General features: G+C 35.9%; 33 protein-coding genes. 26 read left to right on the top strand and 7 right to left on the bottom strand.

The window, feature by feature from the left end:
* Nucleotides 1-47 precede the first annotated feature (47 nt).
* The 13 genes from rpmJ to rpsI all read left to right on the top strand — a co-directional run bounded on the left by rpmJ (nucleotide 48) and on the right by rpsI (nucleotide 9,777).
* Nucleotides 48-161 carry a 50S ribosomal protein L36 gene (gene rpmJ / locus H0486_RS15465; RefSeq protein WP_003497809.1) on the top strand — a complete coding sequence of 38 codons (114 nt, stop codon included), beginning with the start codon at nucleotides 48-50 and terminating at the stop codon, nucleotides 159-161.
* 328 nt (nucleotides 162-489) lie between these two features.
* Entirely contained in the window at nucleotides 490-858 is a 369-nt protein-coding gene (rpsM, locus tag H0486_RS15460) for a 30S ribosomal protein S13 (protein ID WP_228353851.1), read from the top strand.
* Between the two features lie 188 nt (nucleotides 859-1,046).
* The gene (gene rpsK / locus H0486_RS15455) at nucleotides 1,047-1,451 is read left to right on the top strand and encodes a 30S ribosomal protein S11 (protein ID WP_228353850.1); all 405 of its coding nucleotides are present in this window, start codon (nucleotides 1,047-1,049) and stop codon (nucleotides 1,449-1,451) included.
* An 18-nt stretch (nucleotides 1,452-1,469) separates the two neighbouring features.
* Nucleotides 1,470-2,066: a 30S ribosomal protein S4 gene (rpsD, locus tag H0486_RS15450; RefSeq protein WP_228353849.1), complete on the top strand. Its 597-nt coding sequence runs from the start codon at nucleotides 1,470-1,472 to the stop codon at nucleotides 2,064-2,066.
* A 66-nt stretch (nucleotides 2,067-2,132) separates the two neighbouring features.
* The gene (locus H0486_RS15445) at nucleotides 2,133-3,092 is read left to right on the top strand and encodes a DNA-directed RNA polymerase subunit alpha (protein WP_228353848.1); all 960 of its coding nucleotides are present in this window, start codon (nucleotides 2,133-2,135) and stop codon (nucleotides 3,090-3,092) included.
* 46 nt (nucleotides 3,093-3,138) lie between these two features.
* The gene (locus H0486_RS15440) at nucleotides 3,139-3,675 is read left to right on the top strand and encodes a bL17 family ribosomal protein (protein ID WP_228353847.1); all 537 of its coding nucleotides are present in this window, start codon (nucleotides 3,139-3,141) and stop codon (nucleotides 3,673-3,675) included.
* Nucleotides 3,676-3,951: 276 nt separating this feature from the next.
* Nucleotides 3,952-4,809 carry an energy-coupling factor transporter ATPase gene (locus tag H0486_RS15435; RefSeq protein WP_228353846.1) on the top strand — a complete coding sequence of 286 codons (858 nt, stop codon included), beginning with the start codon at nucleotides 3,952-3,954 and terminating at the stop codon, nucleotides 4,807-4,809.
* Nucleotides 4,810-4,925: 116 nt separating this feature from the next.
* Nucleotides 4,926-5,771 (top strand): energy-coupling factor transporter ATPase, encoded by an 846-nt coding sequence (locus H0486_RS15430; protein WP_228353845.1) that lies wholly within the window; start codon nucleotides 4,926-4,928, stop codon nucleotides 5,769-5,771.
* Nucleotides 5,772-5,879: 108 nt separating this feature from the next.
* Nucleotides 5,880-6,698 (top strand): energy-coupling factor transporter transmembrane component T family protein, encoded by an 819-nt coding sequence (locus H0486_RS15425; protein WP_228353844.1) that lies wholly within the window; start codon nucleotides 5,880-5,882, stop codon nucleotides 6,696-6,698.
* Nucleotides 6,699-6,948: 250 nt separating this feature from the next.
* Complete coding sequence (gene truA / locus H0486_RS15420) at nucleotides 6,949-7,701, top strand: tRNA pseudouridine(38-40) synthase TruA (RefSeq protein WP_228353843.1); 753 nt, start codon at nucleotides 6,949-6,951, stop codon at nucleotides 7,699-7,701.
* A 102-nt stretch (nucleotides 7,702-7,803) separates the two neighbouring features.
* The gene (locus H0486_RS15415; RefSeq protein ID WP_228353842.1) at nucleotides 7,804-8,493 is read left to right on the top strand and encodes an MgtC/SapB family protein; all 690 of its coding nucleotides are present in this window, start codon (nucleotides 7,804-7,806) and stop codon (nucleotides 8,491-8,493) included.
* 428 nt (nucleotides 8,494-8,921) lie between these two features.
* The gene (gene rplM / locus H0486_RS15410; RefSeq protein WP_228353841.1) at nucleotides 8,922-9,356 is read left to right on the top strand and encodes a 50S ribosomal protein L13; all 435 of its coding nucleotides are present in this window, start codon (nucleotides 8,922-8,924) and stop codon (nucleotides 9,354-9,356) included.
* A 28-nt stretch (nucleotides 9,357-9,384) separates the two neighbouring features.
* Nucleotides 9,385-9,777 carry a 30S ribosomal protein S9 gene (rpsI, locus tag H0486_RS15405; RefSeq protein ID WP_228353840.1) on the top strand — a complete coding sequence of 131 codons (393 nt, stop codon included), beginning with the start codon at nucleotides 9,385-9,387 and terminating at the stop codon, nucleotides 9,775-9,777.
* A 143-nt stretch (nucleotides 9,778-9,920) separates the two neighbouring features.
* Here rpsI and H0486_RS15400 read toward each other — a convergent pair whose 3' ends face one another.
* Nucleotides 9,921-10,079, bottom strand: a complete 159-nt coding sequence (locus H0486_RS15400) for a hypothetical protein (RefSeq protein WP_228353839.1) — start codon at nucleotides 10,077-10,079, stop codon at nucleotides 9,921-9,923.
* Between the two features lie 4 nt (nucleotides 10,080-10,083).
* Nucleotides 10,084-11,337 carry a Rep family protein gene (locus tag H0486_RS15395; protein ID WP_228353838.1) on the bottom strand — a complete coding sequence of 418 codons (1,254 nt, stop codon included), beginning with the start codon at nucleotides 11,335-11,337 and terminating at the stop codon, nucleotides 10,084-10,086.
* Between the two features lie 277 nt (nucleotides 11,338-11,614).
* Between H0486_RS15395 and H0486_RS15390 the strand changes: the two genes are divergently transcribed.
* The 5 genes from H0486_RS15390 (at nucleotide 11,615) to H0486_RS15370 (ending at nucleotide 14,799) form a co-directional block, all read left to right on the top strand.
* Nucleotides 11,615-11,791: a hypothetical protein gene (locus tag H0486_RS15390; RefSeq protein ID WP_228353837.1), complete on the top strand. Its 177-nt coding sequence runs from the start codon at nucleotides 11,615-11,617 to the stop codon at nucleotides 11,789-11,791.
* A gap of 102 nt (nucleotides 11,792-11,893) precedes the next feature.
* Entirely contained in the window at nucleotides 11,894-12,646 is a 753-nt protein-coding gene (locus H0486_RS15385; protein ID WP_228353836.1) for a plasmid recombination protein, read from the top strand.
* 64 nt (nucleotides 12,647-12,710) lie between these two features.
* Nucleotides 12,711-13,103, top strand: coding sequence for an HIT family protein (locus tag H0486_RS15380; protein WP_228353835.1), 393 nt, complete (start codon nucleotides 12,711-12,713; stop codon nucleotides 13,101-13,103).
* Between the two features lie 27 nt (nucleotides 13,104-13,130).
* On the top strand, nucleotides 13,131-13,532 hold the full coding sequence (locus H0486_RS15375; RefSeq protein WP_228353834.1) for an HIT family protein: 402 nt from the start codon (nucleotides 13,131-13,133) through the stop codon (nucleotides 13,530-13,532).
* 178 nt (nucleotides 13,533-13,710) lie between these two features.
* Nucleotides 13,711-14,799, top strand: a complete 1,089-nt coding sequence (locus tag H0486_RS15370) for a tyrosine-type recombinase/integrase (RefSeq protein ID WP_228353833.1) — start codon at nucleotides 13,711-13,713, stop codon at nucleotides 14,797-14,799.
* A 368-nt stretch (nucleotides 14,800-15,167) separates the two neighbouring features.
* On the opposite strand, the gene H0486_RS15365 is transcribed toward H0486_RS15370, so the two are convergent.
* Entirely contained in the window at nucleotides 15,168-16,328 is a 1,161-nt protein-coding gene (locus tag H0486_RS15365; RefSeq protein WP_323163554.1) for a tyrosine-type recombinase/integrase, read from the bottom strand.
* A complete protein-coding gene (locus tag H0486_RS15360; RefSeq protein WP_117781422.1) occupies nucleotides 16,280-16,714 on the bottom strand; it encodes a helix-turn-helix domain-containing protein in 435 nt (144 codons plus the stop codon). Before H0486_RS15360 ends, H0486_RS15365 begins: the two co-directional genes overlap by 49 nt.
* 147 nt (nucleotides 16,715-16,861) lie before the next feature.
* On the opposite strand from H0486_RS15360, the gene H0486_RS15355 reads away from it, so the two are divergent.
* Both H0486_RS15355 and H0486_RS15350 read left to right on the top strand, forming a co-directional pair.
* The gene (locus H0486_RS15355) at nucleotides 16,862-17,104 is read left to right on the top strand and encodes a hypothetical protein (RefSeq protein WP_228353832.1); all 243 of its coding nucleotides are present in this window, start codon (nucleotides 16,862-16,864) and stop codon (nucleotides 17,102-17,104) included.
* A gap of 234 nt (nucleotides 17,105-17,338) precedes the next feature.
* A complete protein-coding gene (locus H0486_RS15350; protein ID WP_228353831.1) occupies nucleotides 17,339-18,709 on the top strand; it encodes a plasmid recombination protein in 1,371 nt (456 codons plus the stop codon).
* Between the two features lie 46 nt (nucleotides 18,710-18,755).
* Here H0486_RS15350 and H0486_RS15345 read toward each other — a convergent pair whose 3' ends face one another.
* Together H0486_RS15345 and H0486_RS15340 are read right to left on the bottom strand one after the other, a co-directional pair.
* Nucleotides 18,756-19,364 carry a hypothetical protein gene (locus tag H0486_RS15345; protein ID WP_228353830.1) on the bottom strand — a complete coding sequence of 203 codons (609 nt, stop codon included), beginning with the start codon at nucleotides 19,362-19,364 and terminating at the stop codon, nucleotides 18,756-18,758.
* A 3-nt stretch (nucleotides 19,365-19,367) separates the two neighbouring features.
* Nucleotides 19,368-19,601 (bottom strand): helix-turn-helix domain-containing protein, encoded by a 234-nt coding sequence (locus H0486_RS15340; protein WP_228353829.1) that lies wholly within the window; start codon nucleotides 19,599-19,601, stop codon nucleotides 19,368-19,370.
* A 146-nt stretch (nucleotides 19,602-19,747) separates the two neighbouring features.
* Between H0486_RS15340 and H0486_RS15335 the strand changes: the two genes are divergently transcribed.
* Nucleotides 19,748-20,470, top strand: coding sequence for a TRM11 family SAM-dependent methyltransferase (locus tag H0486_RS15335; RefSeq protein ID WP_228354455.1), 723 nt, complete (start codon nucleotides 19,748-19,750; stop codon nucleotides 20,468-20,470).
* Nucleotides 20,471-20,509: 39 nt separating this feature from the next.
* Here the strand turns inward: H0486_RS15335 and H0486_RS15330 are convergent, their stop codons facing one another.
* Nucleotides 20,510-20,758, bottom strand: coding sequence for a hypothetical protein (locus tag H0486_RS15330; protein WP_228353828.1), 249 nt, complete (start codon nucleotides 20,756-20,758; stop codon nucleotides 20,510-20,512).
* Between the two features lie 151 nt (nucleotides 20,759-20,909).
* Here H0486_RS15330 and H0486_RS15325 point away from each other — a divergent pair, with 151 nt between their 5' ends.
* The 5 genes from H0486_RS15325 to H0486_RS15305 are packed head-to-tail and all read left to right on the top strand — an operon-like array spanning nucleotide 20,910 to nucleotide 26,386.
* The gene (locus H0486_RS15325; RefSeq protein WP_228353827.1) at nucleotides 20,910-21,743 is read left to right on the top strand and encodes a DNA adenine methylase; all 834 of its coding nucleotides are present in this window, start codon (nucleotides 20,910-20,912) and stop codon (nucleotides 21,741-21,743) included.
* Nucleotides 21,744-21,756: 13 nt separating this feature from the next.
* Nucleotides 21,757-22,569: a DNA-methyltransferase gene (locus tag H0486_RS15320; RefSeq protein WP_228353826.1), complete on the top strand. Its 813-nt coding sequence runs from the start codon at nucleotides 21,757-21,759 to the stop codon at nucleotides 22,567-22,569.
* Complete coding sequence (locus H0486_RS15315) at nucleotides 22,553-23,398, top strand: restriction endonuclease (RefSeq protein ID WP_228353825.1); 846 nt, start codon at nucleotides 22,553-22,555, stop codon at nucleotides 23,396-23,398. Before H0486_RS15320 ends, H0486_RS15315 begins: the two co-directional genes overlap by 17 nt.
* A gap of 3 nt (nucleotides 23,399-23,401) precedes the next feature.
* Entirely contained in the window at nucleotides 23,402-24,262 is an 861-nt protein-coding gene (locus H0486_RS15310; protein WP_228353824.1) for a type II restriction endonuclease, read from the top strand.
* A gap of 21 nt (nucleotides 24,263-24,283) precedes the next feature.
* Entirely contained in the window at nucleotides 24,284-26,386 is a 2,103-nt protein-coding gene (locus H0486_RS15305; protein WP_228353823.1) for a hypothetical protein, read from the top strand.
* Nucleotides 26,387-26,423 lie beyond the last annotated feature (37 nt).

Raw genomic sequence — 26,423 nt, 5'->3', positions numbered from 1 at the left:
GCGGTGGTATAATAGTAAACGGACTTTTTTGAAAGGGGTGAATTACTGTGAAAGTAAGGTCATCAGTTAAACCAATTTGCGAAAAATGCAAAATCATTAAAAGAAAGGGTAGCATCAGAGTAATCTGTGAGAACCCGAAACACAAACAAAGACAAGGCTAATATACAATAGTTCGGGTGCCTCAATGACTCGTTATTGTTTTATATATCAAGAATTCTGAATCATCAAGAATCCTTATAAGTCTTTGCTTTTTGTGTTACAATCATCTGCTTGGAAGTATGCCTATGCATGACTGTCCATCAGAACATTGTGATATTGTGGACATCCATTCGGAGTATCTAACCGTAGTGATTTGTCTTAAGAACCGTGCCGTCATCACGGAGTCTTAGCTGCAAGCTGATTGTCTTGCAAGTTACAATTTAAAGCGGCTGATGTAATGCCATTGGCATTACATAATTAAACAAATATTTTTGGAGGTGTAAAAATCACATGGCTCGTATCAGTGGTGTAGATTTACCAAGAGAGAAACGTGTAGAGATCGGACTTACCTATATTTATGGTATTGGTAGAGTAAGTGCCAATCGTATTCTTGCTGCGGCAAATGTTAATCCTGACACTCGTGTTAGAGATTTAACTGACGAAGAAGTGGGAAGAATTAGAGATATTATTGATGAAACACAGCAAGTTGAGGGCGATTTAAGAAGAGAAGTTGCTCTTAACATTAAGAGATTACAGGAAATCGGATGCTATAGAGGAATCCGTCATAGAAAGGGACTTCCGGTTCGTGGTCAGAGAACTAAGACTAACGCTAGAACAAGAAAAGGACCTGCAAGAACTGTTGCTAATAAGAAGAAATAATATTTGAATATTTTTTGATATCATGCAGGAAGACCGTAGGCGGTTAGCGTGATATCGTTAATGATATCGCAACAGTTATTAAGAAGTTTGATAATAAGTGTCCGGAGATAGCCGGACTATGACAATGCTTATATGACACGCGTGGCGCGTATTTAAGTATTAAATAATCCAATAGGAGGGTTTGTTAGATGGCTAAGAAAATAGCAACATCAGCTAAAAAAGTGACAAAGAAGCGTGTGAAGAAGAACGTCGATCGTGGACAGGCACACATTCAGTCATCTTTTAACAATACAATTGTTACGCTGACCGATGCAGAAGGTAATGCACTTTCTTGGGCAAGTGCCGGTGGATTAGGCTTCAGAGGTTCAAAGAAATCAACAGCTTATGCAGCGCAGATGGCAGCGGAAACTGCAGCAAAGGCAGCACTTGTTCATGGTTTAAGATCAGTAGAAGTTATGGTTAAAGGACCCGGCCAGGGTAGAGAAGCAGCAATTCGTGCGCTTCAGGCTTGCGGCATTGAAGTAACAAGTATCAAGGATGTAACTCCGGTTCCTCATAACGGATGCCGTCCGCCAAAACGCAGAAGAGTCTGATTAGGAGGTAGAATAACAATGGCAAGAGATATGAGTCCAGTTTTAAAGAAATGCAGATCCCTTGGTCTGGAACCTGCTTACTTAGGAATAGATAAGAAGTCAAATAGAGCCTTCTCAAGAGCAGGCAAGAAGACAAGTGAATATGGTTTACAGTTAAGAGAAAAGCAGAAAGCTAAGTTTATCTATGGCATGTTAGAGCAGCCTTTCAGAAACTTATTTGCAAGAGCACAGAAAATGAAGCTTGGTACAACAGGTGAAAACCTGATGACCTTATTAGAGCTTAGACTTGATAATGTTATGTTCCGTTTGGGATATGGCAGAACTAGAAAAGAAGCTAGACAGATCGTTGATCATAAGCACGTATTAGTGAATGGTAAGTGCGTTAATATACCTTCCTACACTTTAAAAGCTGGAGATAAGATCGAAATCAAAGAGAAATTTAAGAATACCCAGAGATATAAGGATATCTTTGAAGTTACCGACGGAAGAACCGTACCTGCATGGCTGGAGGCAAATCACGAGGCGTTTACAGGTGTAGTAAAAGAAATTCCTACTAGAGATCAGATTGATGTTCCGGTAAACGAAGTGTTAATTGTCGAGTTGTATTCCAAATAATTAGGATTTAAGATTTTAATTATTATTTATTAAGCAACTCAAAATACCCAGAAGGAGGGTCCTGTTGTGTTTGATTTTGAAAAACCCAAAATAGAGATTGCAGAAATTTCCGAAGATAAGAAGTTTGGACGCTTTGTAGTAGAACCGTTGGAAAGAGGCTATGGTACTACATTGGGTAACTCCCTAAGAAGAATCATGCTTTCATCCTTGCCGGGTTCTGCTGTAAGTCAAATTAAGATTGACGGTGTTGTTCATGAGTTTAGCGTTGTTCCGGGTGTTAAGGAAGATGTGACAGAAATTATCATGAATATCAAAAGCTTAGCAATCAAGAACACAAGCGATACGAATGAGCCCAAAACTGCTTATATTGAGGCGGAAGGCGAAGTTGTAGTGACAGCAGGAGATATACAGGCTGACCCGGATATCGAGATACTCAATCCTGATCAGGTGATTGCTACCCTATGCGGTGGTCCGGATAGTCGACTTTATATGGAGTTAACTATCACTAACGGAAGAGGTTATGTGAGTGCAGACAAGAATAAGAATGAAGATTTACCAATCGGTGTTATTCCGATTGACTCCATTTATACTCCTGTAGAACGTGTTAACCTCACTGTAGAAAATACCCGTGTGGGTCAAATCACTGACTTTGATAAGCTTACCTTAGATGTATATACCAATGGTACACTGATACCTGACGAGGCTGTTAGCTTAGCAGCTAAGGTATTAAGTGAGCATCTTAATTCCTTTATCGACCTTTCTGAACATGCAAAGACAGCTGAAATCATGGTTGAGAAGGAAGATAATGAAAAAGAAAAGGTTCTCGAGATGAACATAGACGAATTGGAATTATCCGTTCGTTCCTATAACTGCTTGAAGAGAGCCGGTATTAATACAGTGGAAGAGCTTACGAATAAAACAGCAGAAGATATGATGAAGGTTAGAAATCTCGGCCGTAAATCATTAGAAGAAGTATTGGCAAAATTGAAAGAGCTTGGTTTATCTTTAAATCAAAGTGATGACTAAGTATAGATTGTTATTAGTAGCAAAATGATTCAAAGGAGGGAACGAAATGGCAGGTTATAGAAAACTTGGAAGAACCTCAAGTCAAAGAAAGGCTTTGCTGAGAAACCAGGTGACAAACTTATTATATAACGGAAAAATAATCACAACCGAAGCCAAAGCAAAAGAAATTCGCGGTATTGCTGAAGGCATGATTGCGCTTGCTGTTAAAGAAAGAGACAACTATGAAACAGTGACTGTTACTGCTAAAGTTGCTCGTAAAGATAAAGACGGTAAGAGAGTAAAGGAAGTTGTTAACGGTAAAAAGGTTACTGTTTTCGACGAAGTTCAGAAGACAATCAAGAAGGATAAGGCATCCAGACTTCATGCTAGAAAGCAAATGATGAAGTATCTTTATCCTATTACTGAAGTGCCTAAAGAGAATGCTGGCAAGAAGAGAAATACAAAGGAAATCAACTTATCCGATAAGTTGTTCGATGAGATTGCTCCTAAGTATGCAAATCGTAACGGTGGTTATACCAGAATCGTAAAGATCGGACCTCGTAAAGGCGATGCTGCTATGGAAGTATTAATCGAATTAGTGTAATACATCGACAAAATTGATAACAGGGAAGGCGCTACTTAACAGTTGCGTCTTCTTTTTTACTAGAAGACGCAGTAATGGCGCTCAAGAGTTTTGACTTTTGACACGCTAATTATATAAATATGAAAAAAGATATTTCATTTTTTCAGTGTATGAGGTATAATTCTGTATAATTATTAACATGACAACTGTCATGACAGTTGATCATTTATAAAACATGATACTGATTGAGGCGGAAAGAAGTCGATGCGCAATAAGCAGTGTAGAAATGAGGAAACTATGGAAATGATTAAGGTCCAGAATCTTTCATTTGAATATATAAGAAGAGATGAAGATGGAAATGTAGATTCCATTAATAAAGCAATTGATCAGGTCGACTTAGAGGTTCAAAAGGGTGATTTTGTTGCTATTTTAGGAGCGAATGGATCTGGTAAGTCAACATTGGCAAAGCATATTAATGCGATTCTTTACCCGACGGAAGGAAGCGTATGGGTAAATGGTATGAATACTTCAGAGGAGAAAAATCTATGGAATATTCGGCAGTCAGCAGGTATGGTATTTCAAAATCCGGATAATCAGATTATTGCTACCGTAGTAGAAGAGGACGTTGGATTTGGCCCTGAGAACCTGGGGGTACCTACGGAAGAGATATGGGAACGAGTTGAGAGATGCTTAAAAGCGGTTGGTATGCTGGAATTTCGTGATCAATCACCTAACAAGCTTTCCGGAGGACAAAAGCAGAGAGTAGCTATCGCAGGAATCATGGCTATGAAACCAGAATGTATAGTATTGGACGAGCCTACAGCGATGCTGGACCCCAATGGACGTAAAGAGGTTATTGCTACCATAAGAGAGTTAAACAAAAAAGAAAATGTTACGGTCATTCTGATTACACATCATATGGATGAAGTAATTTATGCAGATAAGGTATTTGTTATGGACCACGGTAATGTGGTGATGGAAGGGACACCACGAGAGATCTTTTCCAAGGTGGAGGAGATTAAGAAATATCGATTGGATGTTCCACAGGTAACGGAGCTGGCTTATGAACTCAGAAAGGAAGGTCTTCCGATACCAAAGGGTGTACTTACAGTGGATGAGCTGGTGGAAGCACTGACAAAGATAAAGAGAGTGTAAACATAATATTAGTAAACTCTTAGAATATGTAAGAGTTAACGAAGTCATGTATCATAATATAAATATATAAGAAGGATTCAGGCGCGATGCTTGCCTTCGGTTAGTAGGTGACTATATTGCAGATTATATTTGATAAAGTGAATTATTTATATGGAAATGGAACGGCTTTTGAAAGACATGCCATTAAAAATGTCAGCTTTTCCATTGAGAAGGGAGAGTTTATTGGACTTATCGGTCATACCGGATCAGGGAAGTCAACTTTGATTCAGCATATGAACGGTTTAGTGAAAGCCACCAGTGGACATATTTATTATAACGGTGAGGATATTTATGACCCAAAGTATAACTTGAGACAGCTTCGAAGCAAAGTGGGGTTAGTGTTCCAGTATCCGGAGCATCAGTTGTTTGAGACTACTGTATTTAAGGACGTAATCTTTGGTCCTAAAAACCTGGGATTAGATAAGCTGGAATGTGAGCTTCGCTCCTATGAAGCTTTGAAAATGGTTGGAATCAGTGAAGATTTACTTGATGCTTCTCCCTTCGAGCTGTCTGGTGGACAGAAAAGAAGAGTAGCCATAGCCGGAGTATTGGCTATGAAGCCGGAGGTACTCATTCTGGACGAACCAACGGCAGGTCTGGACCCTAAGGGTAGGGATGATATTCTTGAGCAGATCAATAAATTACATCAAGAAAGCAACATGACGATAATTCTTGTTACTCATAGTATGGAGGATGTAGCTAATTATGCTGATCGTCTCTTTGTTATGAACAAGGGAGAGCTTGTATATCAACATCATTTAAAGGAAGTATTTTCACATTATAAGGAATTGGAAGCAATGCAGCTGGCTGCACCACAGGTTACTTATGTAATGAATGCATTAAATAACAGAGGCTTCAAAATTCCTACGGATGCAACGACTGTGACAGAAGCAAAGGAAGCGATTCTGAAGCATTTTTCTTAAATAAGAAACTGTAATGAAGGATATCAGAGTTCTAGAGAAAGTAATTCATATGATTAAACATATATGAATGGAACATAAATAAATGTTTATACAGGAATGAGGAAAAAAATGATTAGAGACATTACCATAGGGCAATATTATCCATCCGGTTCCATCATACACCGGCTGGATCCAAGAGTGAAGTTAATCGGAACCTTTTTATTTATATTATCGCTATTTTTGTTTGACTCTTTATATGGATATATTGCAGTAACTATATTTCTATTTACTGCTATTAAACTGTCGAAGGTCCCTGTTCTGTACATTTTAAGAGGTCTGAAAGCGGTTATTGTACTGCTACTCTTTACTACGTTTTTTAATCTGTTTTTTAAGACAGGAAATCGAATAATATTTGAATATGGAATAATCAAGATCTCTGATAAAGGTGTATATGACAGTGTATTTACGATAATCAGGCTTACTTACCTAATCATAGGGTCATCCTTGATGACATTTACCACAACGCCTAATCAATTAACAGACGGTCTTGAAAAGGTATTACATCCGTTAAATCATATAAAAGTACCGGTTCATGAGATTGCCATGATGATGTCGATTGCGTTACGATTTATTCCGATACTACTTGAAGAAACGGATAAGATTATGAAAGCGCAGATGGCAAGAGGTGCTGATTTTGAATCAGGTGGATTGATAAAAAAGGCAAAGAGCTTAATTCCTTTATTAGTGCCTCTTTTTGTTTCGGCATTCCGTAGAGCCAATGATTTGGCAATGGCTATGGAGGCTAGATGCTATCGTGGAGGAGAAGGACGTACGAAGATGAAACCACTGCGATATCATTCAAGGGATGTGGTTTCCTATGTAATCATCCTGACATATCTTGCTACAACGATTGTGATTGGTATTTTTGATAGAAATCCGTTTATATAGTATAGGATTAGGGTGTCAAGAATCTGCTTCATGACAATGAAATGAGTATTAGAGCATATATAATCATCTGGACTCGCCTTACCTTCAAGCAGGATATACTGTATCAACCAGATTTAGATATCGGTCGCTTGATCCGGTACTCGCGATCTGTATATATATGCTCTATTATTTATTGAATTCAAATTTGACGACTTTTAACACCATACTCTAACTAACATTAAGTAATAGTAGGAGAAGGAGGAGACCTGATATGAAGCGTATTAAGTTGGTTGTAGCGTATGATGGAACAAACTATTGTGGCTGGCAGCTTCAACCAGGGATGCCTACCATTGAGTTAATGCTGAATAACGCATTATCCGAGCTGCTTAAGGAGGATATCAATGTAATCGGTGCAAGTAGAACTGATTCGGGAGTCCATGCTCTGGGAAATGTGGCTGTATTTGATACAAACAGTGCGATTCCGGCAGAAAAGATATGCTTTGCCGTTAATCAGAGATTACCGGAGGATATACGGGTCCAAAGCTCTGTGGAGGTGGAGCCATTCTTCCATCCACGCAGGGTAAAAAGCAAAAAAACCTATGAATATCGTATATACAACCGAAAAATCGAAATACCCACTCAGCGTTTATACTCTAATTTTATATATTATGATCTGGATATCGCAAAGATGCAGGAAGCAGCCAACTATTTAGTTGGAGAGCATGATTTTAAAAGCTTTTGCTCTGTAAAAACCCAGGCATTGGATACAGTTAGGACCATTTACAGGATTGACATAAATAGGATAGAGGATATGATATATATAAAAATTACTGGTAATGGTTTCCTTTATAATATGGTTCGCATTATAGCAGGAACTCTTATCGAGGTCGGCAGAGGTGCGTATCCGCCTGAAAAAATCATAGAGATTTTAAAGGGTAGTGACCGAAATCTTGCCGGCCCTACTGCATTAGCCAGAGGACTTACTTTAATATCGATAGAATATGAAAATGATTACTCATTTTAGAAATCGTTAAGTAATTCCGATTGCATATTATTGTATAAAGAATGATAGCAGGTATTTTTTATCATATATATAGTAACATTATTACAATTGTGGGGGATGCATATGTTTGAATTAACAACAGATTTAAGTTCCATAAATGACACCACTGTGGTATTACGACTTGCCTTAGCTGTTATACTAGGTGGAGTCATTGGATATGAACGAGGAAGAGCCGGACGTCCTGCTGGATTAAGGACGCATATACTCGTTTGTCTGGGCTCCACTTTGGCAATTATGACAAATCAGTATGTATTTGAGAGGTTTGGAGCAGGAGATCCGACCAGAATAGCAGCTCAGGTAATATCCGGTATCGGTTTTCTGGGTGCTGGTACCATCATTGTAACAGGAAGACATCAGGTAAAAGGGCTTACAACAGCCGCAGGACTATGGGCAACGGCATGTATGGGATTGGCAATTGGAATCGGCTTTTATAAAGCAGCTATTATATCCTGTATTCTGATTGCTTTCGCTACAGTGGTGCTCCATCGACTGGATAATCTTATGCTGTCGAAATCAAAGGTACTAGATGTTTATGTGGAATTCAACAAATCAGTGTCCGTTACAGCAGTGATTGATACGATTAAAGGTTTAATGATTAATATTGATTCAATAGAATTGGTTAAGCCTACATATGGGACTAGTGCGTCTGTTGCAGCTATCATGACATTACGTTTAAAGCAAAAGAGACTTCGATTAGATGTCATTGCGAAAATATGTGCAATTGAAGGCGTAGATTTTGCGGAAGAGATATAAGAACAAAATAACTGTATATAAGCAAATATACTAAAAAAATAAAAAAAGGTATCAATTGGAGATTGACAAATAATTACTAATAATGTATTATTATAACAGCTTATACAGAAGCTAATATCCCCCAATAGATGCCAATTAATTGGTGAACCTAATAACACAAAAATCGGCTTAAGTTACTCGGACTTAAGCCGATTTTTGGTTAATTCCATTGTAATTGTGACGATACTGAATATTCTGGAAAAAGCTTGACACACACGGCAACATGTTATATAATAATGAATTGTGACGTGAGAATACTTAACCAAAGCCCCGGTAATAGTATTTGAGATCGTGATTAGAAAAAACCTGCATAGGTAATGTTATTTATGATATGCAGTCATTCGATAATAATGAAATTGGTGAATACATTTTCATAAGGAGGTAAACCGATGAAAAGCTTTATGGCTAGTCCGGCAACAATTGAAAGAAAATGGTACGTAGTTGATGCTACAGGACATACATTAGGCCGTCTCTCTTCAGAGATTGCCGCTATATTAAGAGGTAAGAATAAACCTACTTTTACACCTCATATTGATACAGGTGACTATGTAATCGTAGTAAATGCTGATAAGATCAAAGTAACCGGTAAGAAGATGGATCAGAAGATCTACTACAACCACTCTGATTACCCAGGTGGTATGAGAGAGACAACCTTAGCTCAGATGATGGCAAAGGATTCTGCTGAGGTAATCCGTCTTGCAGTGAAAGGCATGCTTCCTAAGGGACCTTTAGGAAGAGATATGATTACAAAATTACATGTATATGCAGGCGCTGAGCATCCTCATGCAGCTCAGAAACCAGAAGCATTACAGATTAAATATTAATCAGAGAGGTTGAAAGGAGGAAATTACAGTGGCTAAAGCAAGATATTACGGAACCGGAAGAAGAAAGAGCAGTATTGCTAGAGTATATTTAGTACCCGGTACAGGTAAGATTACAATAAATAAGAGAGATATGGATAACTATTTCGGTTTAGACACCTTAAAATTAATCGTGCGTCAACCGCTTAACATCACTGATACAATAGATAAGTTTGATGTTTTAGTAAATGTAAGAGGTGGAGGATTTACTGGTCAGGCAGGTGCTATCAGACACGGTATCTCCAGAGCTTTATTACAGGCAGATGCAGATTACCGCCCAATTCTTAAGAAGGCAGGTTTCTTAACAAGAGATCCAAGAATGAAGGAAAGAAAGAAGTACGGCTTAAAGGCAGCTCGTCGTGCACCTCAGTTCTCAAAGAGATAATAAGAAGAAAATTGATTTTTTTGAAGAATACCGAAAAAGCCCCGATTTTTGGGGCTTTTTCTTATGTCTTGAAATTTTGAAAAATTGCGAGTTTAGTATCTAAAATAAAGTTGTAGCCACACCATAGCCACATATTAGCCACACTAGATGTTAATCCAGCCATAATCTGATGAAAAACATTGTTTTTCTACTATGTATCCTTCTTGTTTTAATTTGTTCAAAAAATCTTTTAAATCATCATAATCAATACAATCATCATCAATATAATCCCATTCATCTTCTATTAAAAATCTATAAATCATAATATTACCCCTTTCTATCTAATTCATTCATAAGTATGCCGTTGTGTCGGTACAACATATCAACCTTGTTTTGCAATGAGCGTTCTTTGGCTGTTAGTGGGTCTTTATCTTCTTCGGCAGGGGCTTCAACCTTGCCAGTTAGTTCAGCCCCAGTAACTAATAAAGTGTTGATGTAATTAAGTTTTTGTTCGTCTGTAAGTTCTATCTTTGGGTACATTGTTGCAACTGGATTAACATATTTGTATTCTTCGGAGTAATCACCTTTTTTATCATCAAAGAGGCTTGCATAGTAATGGTCTTGTTCAAAACGCAAATGTAATTTACATCTTCGTTTTAACTGAACGATTGGTTCTTTTTGTTCCTTAAATACACCATTGAAAAATTCATCAATCTTTAATACTGATGTTACTATAATTAGTTTGCATTCCAAAACCTTGTTTTTGTATCGGCTTTTTACAGTAGAAGCCGTATTATTGTCTAACATCTTTAACAAGTCGCTTAATCCCATACAACTTGGTCTTAAATCATCAAGAATAATGCAATCTTGCCCTGCATATCCGTCAAGTACATCATTAGAGCCACTTGATACAAATACACTATAACCTTTATCTTCGCACATCATTTGTGCATATGTACTTTTGCCAGTTCCACTTTTTCCAGTAATATAAACACATTCCATATTTCTTTTTGCCCCCTTTATAATATCGGTTCTATACTTAAATGCATTGTCGATAGATTTCTTGTATCTATCGTATTCGTCAATAGTTATGTGTTCGTGATAGTTAAATTCACGAATAACACCACTTACAATGTCATTTATGATTTGGATTTTTCTTGTTTCGCTATTAGATTTGTTGATTGCTTTAGTCTTTTCTACTTTCCAGTTATAATTACTGGTTACTTCGTCTTCGGTGTATTGGTATTTGGTTGGTGCATTTTCGTGGGTAAGATATTTTAACATATCAACCCATTTTCCCTTTACCTTATTTATGAAGTTTTCTTTGATACCTAACCAGTTAGCGATATACTTGGTATCTGTACCATATTCCAGTCTAATTGCAATATGGTAGTGAGCCTTTTTAGGTGTTCCTGCTTTATGCTCGGGATTTTTTGTTTCATCAGCTTCATTATAAGTATCTTTGTCGTGCAAGATATAGGCATAATCTTTGAATGGTTTTTGATTGTCTAATACCTTTACAATTTCTTCAATGTTGATGTGTTCTACATCTGATACGATTTCACATAATCTTACTTGCATATACATACCTCCTATAATTTTACTACATACGACAGTAAAACTACGCCGAACAGACAAGCCCACTGTTCGGCTATTTTTCAAGCTTTTCAATGGTTTTACTACGTACTACATTGTTGTTTCATAAGTAGCATGCAAGTTAGAAATCGGTTGTGTTCTTTCTGTATAGCCTTTTTCATTTAAAAAATTTCAATTTTTGATATTTTTTGGAGGAATATAAAAAATTGATTTTGTGAGGTAGGATCAAAAATCACACTTTTTATAAGGGAGGTGGAACGAAATGGGAAAGATAATAGAATGTGATGATGACACTTTTTATAATGCTTCTATTGATTTTTTAATTGAAGCATTAACACAAGATGGCATTGAGGAATGTCAAAAGCAAATATCAGCAGATACCGATGATGATTATGCGAAAGTAAAACCATACGAAAGAAAGACAACGGAGGAAAGATAAGAAGAGCCCCACCTTGCTTGTCAAGGTATAGGGGCTTACACCTTGGAGCAAGATTTAGAAGCATAGGCGGTCTTGCTACTGGTGTTTGAGAGGAGGGATTTTATGGCGAAGTTCAGTTTTCATTGTCAATGCTATAAGGCAGGGCAACTTGGAGGAATTGACAAACACAACAGACGATTAAACAAGAATTATATCAGTAATCCAGATATAAACTTGGAACGAAGCAAAGAAAATCGTATTTATATTGCACCGAAGCAATCACTTTATCAAGATTGTAAGGACATTATAAATAAAAAGGTAATTGCAAATGGTGGCAGGGTTACAAAGGCTTCAAACTGGATATGTGAATGTATATTTTCATATCCTGAGGAATTACCGATAGAAAGGATTGATGAATATAACGATTTAGTAATTAAATATATGGGTGCAAGGCTTGGTAATGATAATATAGTAATGGCTTGTTGTCATGTGCATGATGAGGCAGGTGTTCCCCACCTACATTTAGATATAATACCCATAGATAATGGAAAATTATCAAGTAAAACTTTGATAACAAGGGATTTCATAACATCAATACATAGACTAATGCCTATGGTGTTACGAAATCACGGCTTCAATGTAGAAAGTTATGAAGAAACCGAAACCCGTAGAACTGGAGGTTTAAGTGCAAAAGAATATAAAAAGCAAATGGAAGAAGAAAGCAGGGAACTAAACAAGAAACTTGATGAAATGGTTAAGGAATATAATAACTTGGCTGATAAGTATAACAAGTTGATTGAAGATAAAGAAGCATTGGAGCGAACGAACAGAGATAAGGCTTATGAAGTCATAAATCAGCAGGAACGTAACCGATAAAGGGATTGTGTAATCTGTGAAATTTGATATAATGGAGTATATTAAATTTTTGGAGGATTGTGAAATGGAGTGTGTGTTTTGTCACAAAGAAAAATTAGTAACCGATATTATTTATGAAGATGAATTAGTAATGGCTTTTATGGATATGGAACCTATAAATGAAGGGCATGTATTACTTGTTCCCAAATCACATTATTTAGATGTTGATGAAATACCCGATGAACTTCTTTCGCATTTGATGATAATATCAAAGAAAATTGTATCTGCGTTGAAAGAGATATATAAACCTAATGGATATAGTATTATGCAAAATGGTGGAGAATTTAATGATGTTGGACATTATCATCTACATATTTTTCCAAGATATATAAGAGATGGTTTTGGTTGGACTTATGGTAAAGAAACAAAAAATGTAAATAGTGAAATTGCAAAAAGAATTAAAGATAGAATTAACTAAATTTGAAGTTGTGGAGGCAAGTCATAAATGGATTGTATATTTTGTAAAATAGTAAATGGAGATATTCCTAGTTTAAAAGTGTATGAAGATGAACATACAATGGTTTTTATGGATATTGCAAAAGATGTTGATGGTCACATGGTTGCAATACCTAAAAAGCACATTAAAAATATTCTTGATTGTGATGAAGACATTCTTAATTATTTAATGGCTACAGTAAAAAAGGTTGCAAATTATTGTGTAGATGAATGTGGATATGACGGAGTGAATTTGCTAAATGCAAGTGATGAAAGTGCTGGTCAATCTGTTCCGCATTTTCATATACATATCATTCCACGAAGAAAAAATGATAATGTGGATGCTTGGCCTAATTTTACTGGTGCAAATCATGAAATAGAAGAAATATATGAAAAGTTGAAGATTAAATAGAACCCATTTTTTAAAATGTTACAAAGATACTGGACATAGAGCCAGTATCTTTTTTAGTCTTAAAAACACCGAAATATTTAGATAAAATATTATATAAATCACACTTTGCAAAGTGTGGCTACGGAGTTATAATATTTATATCAATTTACTTCTTATTATTCAGCGAAAGGAGGACATTATGAAACTACCTAACGGATATGGAAGTGTTAGCAAGGTTAATAGAAAGAACTTGCGAAAGAAGTACATAGCAAGAATTACTACGGATATTGAAATTGATGAGCAGGGTAAGAAACATCAGCACAAAAAGACAATAGGCTATTTTGAAACAAAGGAAGAAGCCTTAAATGCCTTGACGAATTACAATATGAATAAAGATGAAGTTAATATCTTGTATAAAAATATTACTTTTGCTAAATTGTGGGAAGATTGGCAGAATAGCAAGAAAGTACAAGCATTAAAGCCTGATACTATAAAAGGTTATGAATTTACTTATAAGCTGATTACCGATAAAATCAAGAATATGAAGTTTATCGATATTAAGTTTAACGACTTGCAGAATATGATAAATGAATTATTAGGAAATAGAAAAGGTTATCAATCGGTAAGAAAAGTTAGGAATTGCCTTAAACAGTTATATGATTATGCTATTAAGTGTGATATTGTCAGTAAAAATTATGGCAAATTGCTTGATATAGGCAAGAGCCCACGAAAAGGACAGGCTTTAATATTTACTGATGAACAGATAGAACGCTTATGGAAGTTGTATTACGAACAGAACGAAGATACAAGGCTGACTATCGAGATTATGCTTATGTTGATATATAATGGTTGCCGAATAAGTGAGTTCTTAAATCTAAAAATAGAAGATATGAATTTGAAAGACCAATATTTCAATGTTACCGATAGCAAGACAGATGCAGGAATAAGACAAGTTCCGATTAGTGACAAGGTTATTAACATCTATGAAAGTATTGTAAATGAAAGGGAAAAAGGATATTTCCTTATTAACCCGAATAACAAAAGGAAATTTACATATGCTAATTTTAGAGATAGTTATTGGGATAGAATGATTGACTTGCTTGGTTGGGATAAGAAGTTAACGCCACATAATTGTAGAAAGACTTGTATTTCAAAACTTACAAAGGCAGGTGTTAGACCTACATATATTAAGTTAATTGTCGGTCATGAGGGTGCATTGGATTTGACAGAAAGAACATACACTTATGTTGATTTTGAAGAATTGTTAAAATCGGTTAATGAAATATAGCCACATTGTAGCCACACTAAGGCTGAAACATTAGTAAAATCAATAAATCACAATAAGCAAAGAGATAATTTTCTCGAAACGAGAATATCAAGAAAAGCCCGATTTACAAGGGCTACAGAAGTTGTGGGAAGTTGCAAAATGGGTTGGAAATTACATCGTATGCAACACATATGCAACAAGTATGCAACAAATATATCAATGATATGTATAGGACATTTTTCAGTAGAAATACTGGGGAATGTCCTTTTCTGTTAAGCTCCATAATCAAATTGCTTCGCAATTTACGTGCTCCGCACTTTAAGATTCTGTCACTATTTCCTCGGGTGAAAGTAAGGTCTCGCTTTGCTCGACTTTCCTTTCCTTCCTCGTCATATTTTATTAATCGCATCTACTAACTCCTTAATATCAAAGTGGGTATATACCTTTTCTGTAAGTGTCATAGCTCCGGAGTGTCCCACAATCTTCTTAATGATCGTCTGATCTACACCAGCTTCTGCCAACATGGATACACATGTGTGTCTGCAACAGTGAGGTGTGCGATTAATCTTTAACTGTTCCATTAATGGATGGAAGTAGCTGTCATAATAGTTTCTGTAAGTGAAATGCTTTCCGTCTTCCGTATGAAGCAGATATTCACAGTCAGGACAGGATTCGTACCAACTTTTGTAGAATGGAAGAACCTTATCTGCAATGGGTACTTTACGGATGCCGTTTTCTGTTTTACTGCTGATTACATCAAAGTATTGTTCATCGAGGTGAACATGTTCCTTTTTCAAATCAAGCAATTCTGAAATTCTGACTCCGTTGTAGAGAAGCATCAGAACAATCTGATAATACTTATCATCTTTCTGTTCCCAGATTCTCTCAATTTCATCCTTTTCAAATTTGTTTCTGTCATACTTATTCGGGTTGCGGTCTTTGTACTGTGCTACATCCACAAAACTTGAATAATCTTTGTTGCAAATATCGTTTTTCAAGGCGTAATCGTAAAGCTGATTGAAAAGCACTTTGATTTTCCTGAGAGTAGGATAATTCTTACCACAGGTATCAATGACATTTTGCAAATCCACTAATCGAATATCCTTAAAAACTTTGTTGTAGAGGGTACCGCAGGCTTTATAGGATGCGGTATATCCTTTGACATTGGATTCGGATACAGTAGGATACTTACGCTTGGACCATTCTTCATATACATCAGAGAAGGTCATCTTGGCAGCTTTGGTATCGAATGGATTATTGTTGTACTCTGCAAGCATCTGTAAGCCTTCAGCTCTTGTAACAGCGTATCCAACTGTAATCATATCCTGAACCTGTCTGTCCTTTTCCTTATCGTAGTGCCAGCCTGTTGTCTTTCTGACCTGATAAGGCTTTCTTCTTTTTCCGGAAAGTTTTACAACGCTTCCGTATCCGTTGGGTAACTTCATAAGCACCATTCCTTTCGCTTTAAATTCAGCAAGCTGATAGCGAAACAGAGTAGTTGCTAATCCTCGTGGATTGTTTTTGTTACACTTGGGCGTATGGTTTTCCAAATCTCATAATTATCTTCCGTCTGACTGCCGGATGAAAGTAATTCCTTCATTGCCTGCCAGTCTTTTAAAAATTGTACAAGACTCTTGTTGTCAAAAAATATTCCCGGTTCGCCATCTACCTCTTTAATTGATACATTGAATGCTTCATCAATGGCAAAGAGGAGAGGGAGTACATCACCATCAGCCTGAATGTCGAACTCAACTAATGAGTTTACATTGACATTAAGTGCTTCGGCAATTTTCCTAAGTTGTTCAGGTTTTGGAATATTCTTGCCTAATTCATACTTGCGGATGGCAACTTCGTGGATGCCACATGCTTCTCCAAGTTCTTTTTGCGTTAATCCTCGAAATGTACGGATTAGCTTAATCTTTTTACCTGTATTCATCTTACCAACCTCCTGTACCGTCAATCTAACATATCAAAAATGAATTGTCAACATTATTATTAACACTATTGACAGAGCAAACAAAGGTCTGTATAATACAAAACACAAACAGAGCAAGAGATGCTCTATAGATAGGAGGTGGTAGAGATGCCAGAGGTACAATACAAGGTTGATTTACCAGCTTTTACAGGACGGAATGTACCAATCAAAGAAATTGCGCAGGCAATGGGGAAGGATGCACAGTATGTAAGGGTTGGACTTCAACAGGGGATTCTCAAATTCGGAACCGCAATTAAAGTAGGTAACTCAAATGAGTTCAGCTACTATTGTCCGGATAAGAAGGTTTGGGAAGAGACAGGTTACTTCAGAGATGTATCGGAAGCGGTATAGATTAGGTTAGGAAAGGATGTGGTCGCGATGGATAGATATATCAGTATGGAAGGTAGCTAATATACACCGACGAAGTTTACTTCTTGTCGGTGTAACCCTCGGAGAGCCACCGCAGATTTGGCACAGACAATGGCACATTGGATGTGACAAATCTGCTAGGGGGTTATCATCTTCGGCAGAGCCGAGATGATAAGCGAGCGGGAAATCTGATTTAAGAAGGAAGGAGAGGTGCCTATGGGTAATGTTTCTTACTCAGCACACATTAGCAATGGAAAGAGTGCCATAACAAGTAAGAGTAAATTGCTTGGAGTGGCAAAACACAATTTGCGAAAGTATAAATCGCCGGAATACAGTTCCGATAATATTTTACTTTTGAGAGGAACGGAAGATTTGTATCAGGATGTGAAGAATGTCTATCATCAGGAATTTGATGAAGCGGTACAACAATATAATCAAAAGCAAAAGCGGGCTGACAGACGGATAGATGATTACTTTGAGCATGTAGCCAATCTGGATCAGGATATGGCAGTCGAGATTATTTTTCAATGCGGAGATAAGAAATTCTGGGAAGAACATACGGATAAAAAGGAAAAGATGTACAATGTGTATGCGTATCTGTTATCCACAATGGAAAGACTTCTTCCGAATTTTAAGGTGGCAAATGCAGTGATACACTTTGACGAGGCAAGCCCTCATATGCATGTGGTAGGAGTTCCGGTATGGGAAGGTGCTAAAAAAGGACTGGCAAAGAAGGTATCCAAGCGTAATGTATTCACGCCGGAAAGTTTATCTGTAATATTACAGGATAAATTAAGGGAAGAAGCAGGTTCGTGTTTCAAGTTCAATGTGAAGGAAGAACTTGCTGAGAAAAAGAAGGGACGAAATCATGATTTGTCTGTTATGGAATATAAGGTTGCCAAAGAAACAGAGCATTTGGAAGAATTGCAAAGGGATGTTGTGGATACAGATAATGAATTATTTGCATCAAAACTTGCTTACCGTCAGGTGCAGCGTGAGAATGAAGACGAGCTTAGAGAAATCAAACAAGAGATTTCTGAAAAGCAAAGTGAAAATCTGAAACTGGATTATGCGATTTCTTATAAGAGGGATAAGTTGGAAGAATACGAGGATGAGATATCTAGGTGGGAACAGTTTAAGAATACACTGAAAACGCTGAAAGAGTATATTTCGGCATATCTTCCCTTATCACCGCTAATTGAAGAATTTGCAAATTGTGTAGAGCATAAGAAGGATATTGAAGCCGGAAACAGTTTCAGAGGTCTGCTAAATGCGTTGGGACAGTTCCTAAGAGCATTTAAGGAATTGATTGTTGATGGCATGTGTTGGTTTCCAAGACTTATGCGATGGAAAACGAGTAAAGGAGAAGTTGCACCGGTATTCTCGGATTACAGGAATGAAGGTTATGACTATCGACTGAAAGCTTATATGAATGTTGTAACAAAAGAAAAGTACAGCATAGACAGCATTCAAGAGGAAATTAAGCTGGAGAACCGAATTGGTACGCTGGAACAGTTGGAACAAGGGATTGTGGCAGCAGAGGAGATGGTACGAGAGATGGAGAAAACGAGGATACGGGAGAGGTAATGATAGCCCTAAGAGAAGTTGCTCAGGGCTATTAATGTATTAAGTATCATTGGTACCATAAAGGTTGAGCATTTTTGCTGTGTTTTTTATGGTTTTTGTTGTCCTGACATGTGTATTTTACGGCAGGAGGAGTGTTTCGACAGATTCTATAGACTATCTGATCGATTTCTTGTTCAGAGGCAATAAAAGTTCTTATCCATCCTTGAATGTATAAGGCTGGAGGATTAAAGGTGCTTTTCCCACCATATCCGATATTTTGTTCTATAATAAATAATTGAGCAAGCACAGCGGTAATATCGATTGGGTTAATAAATTGCGTATAATTGATATTTTCTATGTGTTTAACAGCTTCTAAAGGGTCTGCACCATAGAATATCTCATCAAATGTTAACAACAAATCATTTACGGTTGCTGGAAGCTCGCGAGAACGGAGCTTAAGGTCCATAAGTAATCTTAAGTGGTTTGGGCGAAACGGTTTATCGTTTCCGATTTGTAAAAATATTTGGAAGTTAGTATTTACATCATAGTCTTTAAATCTTGCTGATAATGTACTCGGACGGAATACAAGAACTTTTTGAGTATCATTAGCATACACTTCGGTCATTGTGTCAAATGGTAAGGTTAATATCTTGTCTAACATTTTATCATATTGCATGGTTTATACCTCCTTAAAAAATTCCATTATTTCAACACCAAGTACATTTGCAATCTGATTGAGTACAGATATAGAAAGGCTCTTATCACATCCGGCAGCTTCAATTTTAGATAGATAGCTAATGCTGATTTTAGCCTGCTCTGCAAGTTGTACCTGTGTTAATTTTGCTTGTTCTCTGTAATGTTTTATATTTGCACCTATAACACGATATAGGTCTGCATCATTGTTGAAATACATATAAAAACCTCTTTCACTATTTGTGAATATTATCGCATGAGAGTAAATAGATATAAATTCACTTATAGTGAAAGAAAATAACTGTGGCATTTTGTGAGATTATGCGTTACAATGATATAATCAAGAAAGTGAAGGAGGCATGACTTATAAGTTTACAACCAAATAATTTTCAGCTTGAACCAACAACGGTCTGGTCATTTCCAGACAGAGGAAGTTGGGCAACGCATTCAGGGAAGTATCGAGGTAATTGGTCACCGTATGTGCCGAGAAATCTGATACTTCGTTATTCAAATCCGGGAGACTGGGTCTTAGATCAATTTATGGGTAGTGGAACAACCTTAGTAGAGGCGAAGCTACTCAATCGCAATGCGGTAGGTGTTGACATCAATCCGCAGTCCGTTTCAATCTCTGAAACAAATTTACAATTCCAATGTGAAACAAATACAAAGATATTTACGCGAAATGGAAATGCTACTGATCTGCATTTTATCAAAGATAGTCGTATTGACTTTATCTGTACGCATCCACCATACGCAAATATCATCAAGTATAGTAAAGGTATCGAAGGAGACATTTCGTTACTTGGTGTGGATGAATTTTTGTCAGAAATGAAGAATGTAGCAGAAGAATCTTTTCGTGTACTAAAGAAAGGCAAAATGTGTGCTGTAATGATTGGGGATGTAAGAAGGTATGGGAAAGTAATACCATTGGGCTTTCGTATGATGGAGTGCTTTCTTCAGGCAGGATTTACAAATAAAGAGATTATCATTAAGGAGCAGCATAATTGTCGTTCTACGGACTATTGGGAGAAACAGAACAATAATTTTCTATTGTTGGCACATGAGTATATATTTGTGTTTCAAAAGTAACAGAAGTTTGCTGATGGTACAACAAACTTCTGTTAGATTCTAACGACAATCGATACACCAACTTTGGTCACGATCAATAGTTGTGCGTAGCCTAAATGCTTCTGTAGGAAGAGTTCGATTACAATGAGGACATACTTTTAAAAAATCACCATTTTCATATCCAACAATATTTGTAATACGAAGATTATTACCATCATATCCATTACATTTTTGAAAATGAATAGGCTCTGTTGGTGGTTCAGTAAATGTCATGGAATTTTCCAAGTAAATCGGATAACGATAAATCATAAAATCACCCCTTTTTATTTTATACTATCACAGTTGATGGATTACTTAAATTCACAAAGAGTGAAAGTTTTGGTTGTTATTTATTATGTTTGCAAGTATAATAAATGTGTGAAAGTTTGTACTTGGTTGAACATAGAGAAGAGGAATCAAAATGAGTAATTCGTGTATCGCTCCATTTGTGAAATGGGCTGGTGGAAAGCGTCAGCTTTTACCACAGATAAAAGAGCGTATGCCAGAACAATATAATAATTATTTCGAGCCATTTGTAGGTGGTGGTGCGGTAACATTTGAATTGCTACCTGCAAATGCTCTGATAAATGACATTAACAAGGCATTGATTAACACATATAAGCAGATTCAAAATGTTCCGGAAGCATTTCTAAAAGCGGTAAACAAGCTGGATGAGGAAATGGGGGAGGATGGTAAGGAATACTATTATTCCCTTAGAGAGCATTACAATGATAAGCTTATGAAAGCAGAATATGATGTAGAACTGGCAGCATTGTTTGTGTTTATCAATAAGCATTGCTTTAATGGTTTGTATCGGGTTAATGGCAAAGGACTTTTCAATGTACCATATAACAATAGTCGTAGGGCATCGGTGGATGAAAAGGCTATCAGAGAAACTTCGGAGTATCTTCAGAAGGTAACTATAATTGATGGTGATTTTGAGGCTGCTTGCATGGATGCTCAAAAAGGTGATTTTGTATTTATTGATAGTCCATATGCACCATTAAATCCAACTTCTTTTGAGTCTTACACAAAAGAGGGATTTGATATTGAAAGCCACAAGAGATTGGCGAGGTTGTTTGATGAATTAACTGCCAGAGGGTGTTACTGTATGCTTACGAATCATAATACAGACTTGATAAATGAGTTGTATGGTGGCAAAGGTTATAAAATAGATGTTGTAAGTGTTAAACGTATGATCAATTCGGATGCATCCAACAGGGTTGGAGAAGAAGTGATTATATGCAATTATTAGAGGAGTCGAGATAGTGGAGAACTTATTTACAAAGAAAGTGCCATTATATTTCGAGACTGATGAATCACAATTAGTGTTGGGTGATTCATTTAAAATTCTAACAAAAATGGAACCAGAATCTGTTGATATGATATTTGCAGATCCACCCTACTTTTTAAGTAATGATGGCATTACATGTCAGGGTGGGAAGATGGTTTCAGTAAATAAAGGCTCATGGGATAAACTTTCGGAGAGTGGAACCGGCGTCGAAGAAAAACACAAGTTTAATAGAAAGTGGATCAGGTTATGTAAAAGAGTATTAAAGCCGAATGGAACGATTTGGATATCGGGAACATTACACAATATATATTCAATTGGTATGGCATTGGAGCAGGAAGGCTTCAAGATAATCAACAACATAACCTGGCAAAAAACAAATCCACCACCAAACTTAGCATGTCGATGCTTCACACATTCTACGGAAACCATTTTATGGGCAAAGAAGAATGATAAGAAGTCTCGGCATTTTTTTGATTATCAGAAAATGAAAGAAATGAATGGCGGAAAGCAAATGAAAGATGTGTGGACCGGTGCATTGACAAAGCCTTCAGAAAAGAAAGAAGGCAAGCATCCAACACAGAAACCGGAATATTTACTTGAAAGAATCGTATTAGCTTCAACGGAGGGAGGACAGGTTATTTTGGATCCTTTTTGCGGTTCTGGCACTACCGGAGTGGAAGCTGTTCGATTAGGTAGGAAATTTATTGGGATAGAAGTGAGTGAAGAGTACTTGCAGATAAGCAAGAAAAGATTGGAGAAGGTAGAGCGGGATGCGAAAGAACATTGAAATATCTGATAAAAAAATAAATGATTTCTTAGAACAGTTTTATGGGTATTTTGAAAGTGGTTATGCTTTTGAAGAATTCTTGAAGGTGTATCTAGAAAAAATTGGTCTTGATGAAGTTGTAGTAACACAACGTTCTGCTGATGGAGGAATTGATTTAGAGGCTATACGATATGGAGTTGGAGGTTTTGCAGGAGCAGATGCTGTGGATTATTATGTTCAAGCGAAAAGAAATAAGCCAGGAACTACTATTCCGATTGAAAAGGTAAGAGCCCTCAGAGGAGTGATGCCCTCTGGTAGTAAAGGTATATTTATTACTACAGCAAATTATTCTAAGAGAACAGAAGAATTTGATGATGTCGACCCATCACGCCCGATTATTCTTATAGATGGAAAGGCACTAGTTGAGAGTTGTATAGATAATGAAATTGGATTTGTTTTTACACCTGTTTTTAGTAAGGATGCTATGGATGCACTAAAGGATGAATCTGATGATATAGTGCAAGAAGACGGTTCAATATGTGAAGAGAATAAAGATGTAAAACTAGTGGTTGATAAGCAGATATCGGCAAACGACATAAGAGCAAGGATATTAAGATTGCCAAAAGCAATTAATAACTTGTTACCGGACGATGCACATAAAGCTAAGGTGATTTTTAATGGATTACCAGTCAAAGAATTGACTATTGCAAAGAGTAGAGGATACCTTGCAGGAGTCACTGATTTATATAAAGAATCGGGACTCATAGCTGAAGATGGGTCATATAATCCGTGCAAGGCAATATGGAAATATTCAGAGGATAAAATTGAGATTATTATAAAGGAGCATTAACATATGAGAAATTTTGATGAGTGGTTGAGTAAGTTTCGAGCTAGTATCTCAAGCTATGACTATTACATAGATTTTGATAAGGTTGTGAAAAATGTAGATGAAATTAAAGTAGGACTGAATATTTTGAATTCCTTGATAGGTTCAAAAAATATAGAAGAAGATTTTGAAAGAATTGTTGTAAAATATCCAGAAACATTACAGTGTGTACCTCTTCTTTTAGCTGTTAGAGGGTATGAAATATATGCTCAAGATGAAGCAGGAGCATTCTTATATAATTTTAAAAAAATGAATTATGGTATTGAGCAGTATAAAGTGTTCATGAGAAAAACGGGATTATTTGATATGATCGCAAATCATTTGGTTAATAATCTGGTGGATTATGCGTTAGGCGTAGAAACTGGATTGGATTCAAATGGTCGTAAAAATCGTGGTGGACACCAGATGGAAGACTTGGTAGAAAAATATATTATGGCAGCAGGATTTAAGAAGAATGTGAATTATTTCAAAGAAATGTATTTGAAAGATATAGAAGCTAAATGGAATATTGATTTATCGGCACTTTCTAATCAAGGAAAGGCAGCAAAGAGATTTGACTTTGTTATTAAGACAGATAAAATGATTTATGCTATTGAGACTAATTTCTATGGTGGTGGTGGCTCTAAACTTAATGAGACTGCAAGAAGTTATAAGATGCTTTCGCAGGAGGCAGATACTATAGACGGATTCACCTTTGTGTGGTTTACAGATGGAATTGGATGGAAGAGTGCTAGAGGTAATTTGAGAGAGACATTTGAAGTTATGGATGCAATTTATAGCATTGATGATATGGAAAATGGGATTATACAAAAATTTACAAAATATTAAGAGCCTTTGAAGGAGATAAAAATGAATCAGAGAGATATAGAAACATTTAATAAAGCGGTTGAATCACTTAGACAATATAGACGGTATGAAATTGTTGACGAAAATAATAATAATCTTTTAAATGATATATACGTTGACCCGATTGAAGGAGATGCTTTATTGAGATTATGTCTTAAAGATAATACTACAGTGCTTGTTGGAAGAAAAGGAACTGGTAAATCAACAATATTTATGAGAATGCAGAATGAATTAAGAAAGTCAAAGGATATTATGACATGTTATATTGATGTTAAAACAATATTTGATACTGCAAAACGTAATTACATGACGATAAATTATCTTAAAACAAGTAATTCAAAAGAAATTGAAAACTATTCGGTACAAAGGCAATTTATATTAGATTTTGTAAGTGAGTTAATAAATGAAATTAGTGAAAATTATAGGACAAAATTTGATCAATTTAAAGATAGATTACATATTCCTTCAAGGATAAACAGTTCAGTAAAAAAATTAGAAGAAATAAAAAATAGAATTCAGAATAATACTCATTTAGGAAGCATTGAACTACAAACTTTACAAGAAGTTAATTTATCGTTTGCTGAAGAAAATAAATCTGAGAAGATGTTAAGTGGTGGTATTGAAAGTGGTATCGCATTGGAGGATACTGTTGTAAAAGCTAATATTTTAGGAGAAAGAAGAATTAGTAATGCAAATGAGAATGAAAAGAAATACAACCGAGTATTCGCTAGAATATTTGAAATTACAGAATTAGTTGAGGAAATAAAGAAAGTTTTACAGGAATTATCGATGAAAAGATTATATTTAATTTTAGATGACTATTCTGAAATTGATCAAGATTCATTGAGAATGTTTTGTGATTTGATTGTTAATACATTAAATAATACTTCGGATAATTACATTAAATTAAAAATATCGGCTTATCCTGGTCGAGTGGAATTAGGAGAATTAGATAGACAAAAGATTGATATAAGATACTTGGATTATTATCAATTGTATGTGAATGATAAAAGAACAGATATGGAAAGAGCTGCTGTAAATTATACACGAAGAATAATAGAAAATAGACTGAGTATTTTCACTCAACATGGTATGGATTATTATTTTGACATAGAAAAAACTAGTATTGAGGAATATTGTACATATTTGTTTAGAATGACATTAAATGTTGTTAGACATCTTGGACTAATACTTGATTATGCACAAGAATATTCCATTGCAAGAAATGAGAAAATAACGATGGTGGTATTGAATGAAGCTGCCAAGAGGTTTTATAACGAAAGATTATCATTGTTTTTTGAAGAAGGCCAATCAGCACAAATGACATATGATGAGAGGGTGGAAATATTTCATCTTCGTACATTGTTATTAAATATATTACAAAGAGAAAAGGATATAAAAACTAGTATAAGAACAAATAAATATACCGCTAAAATATTTGATTCAGACAGAACAAATCCATACACTAGCCATTTTTATATATCAAAAAGAATTGAACATATTCTTGGAACTCTAGAGTTGAACTTTTTTGTGAATAAATATAATGAAATGTCAAGCAAAAATGGTGAAAAAGTTTCTGTATATGCATTGAATTATGGATTGTGTTTGAATGAGAATATTCGTTGGGGTAAACCGGAGGGAAACGAAAGCAGAACTTATTTTATAGAATCTCCTTTTAATTTTAATAATATAGTAATGGATTTTTTGAAAGATACAAAAGAAATCGTTTGTGATGTTTGTGGATATGTATATTCGGAGGATGATTTAGATTTTTTGAACAGACATAATATGAATTGTTTAGAATGTGGTGCAAAAAATAGTGTTGTTGAAAAGAAAAGGATTTCTGAGAATTATCAAAAAGAGATTGAGGAGATTGAAAAAAAGGGAAATTTACTTGAAAGAGAGCAATTCGAATTTATGAAAATAGCGATAATTAAAGGCGGATGTGTGACTGCAAGAGAAATGTCGTTTGAATTAGATGTTACATCTCAAAAAATAGGGTGGATTGCAAAGAAACTAGAAGAGGGATATTATTACCTGACTAAACACAGAGAAGCTGGAAATACAATTTATACAATAACTGATTTAGGTAAACAGATGATTTAATTATGCCGTAAAGAGGGTAATATGATATATGTGATTT

Source organism: Variimorphobacter saccharofermentans (assembly GCF_014174405.1).
Classification (GTDB): Bacteria; Bacillota; Clostridia; order Lachnospirales; family Lachnospiraceae; genus Mobilitalea; species Mobilitalea saccharofermentans.
The sequence above is the reverse complement of the archived record's forward strand: the minus strand, read 5'-3'. Positions and strand labels throughout refer to the sequence as shown.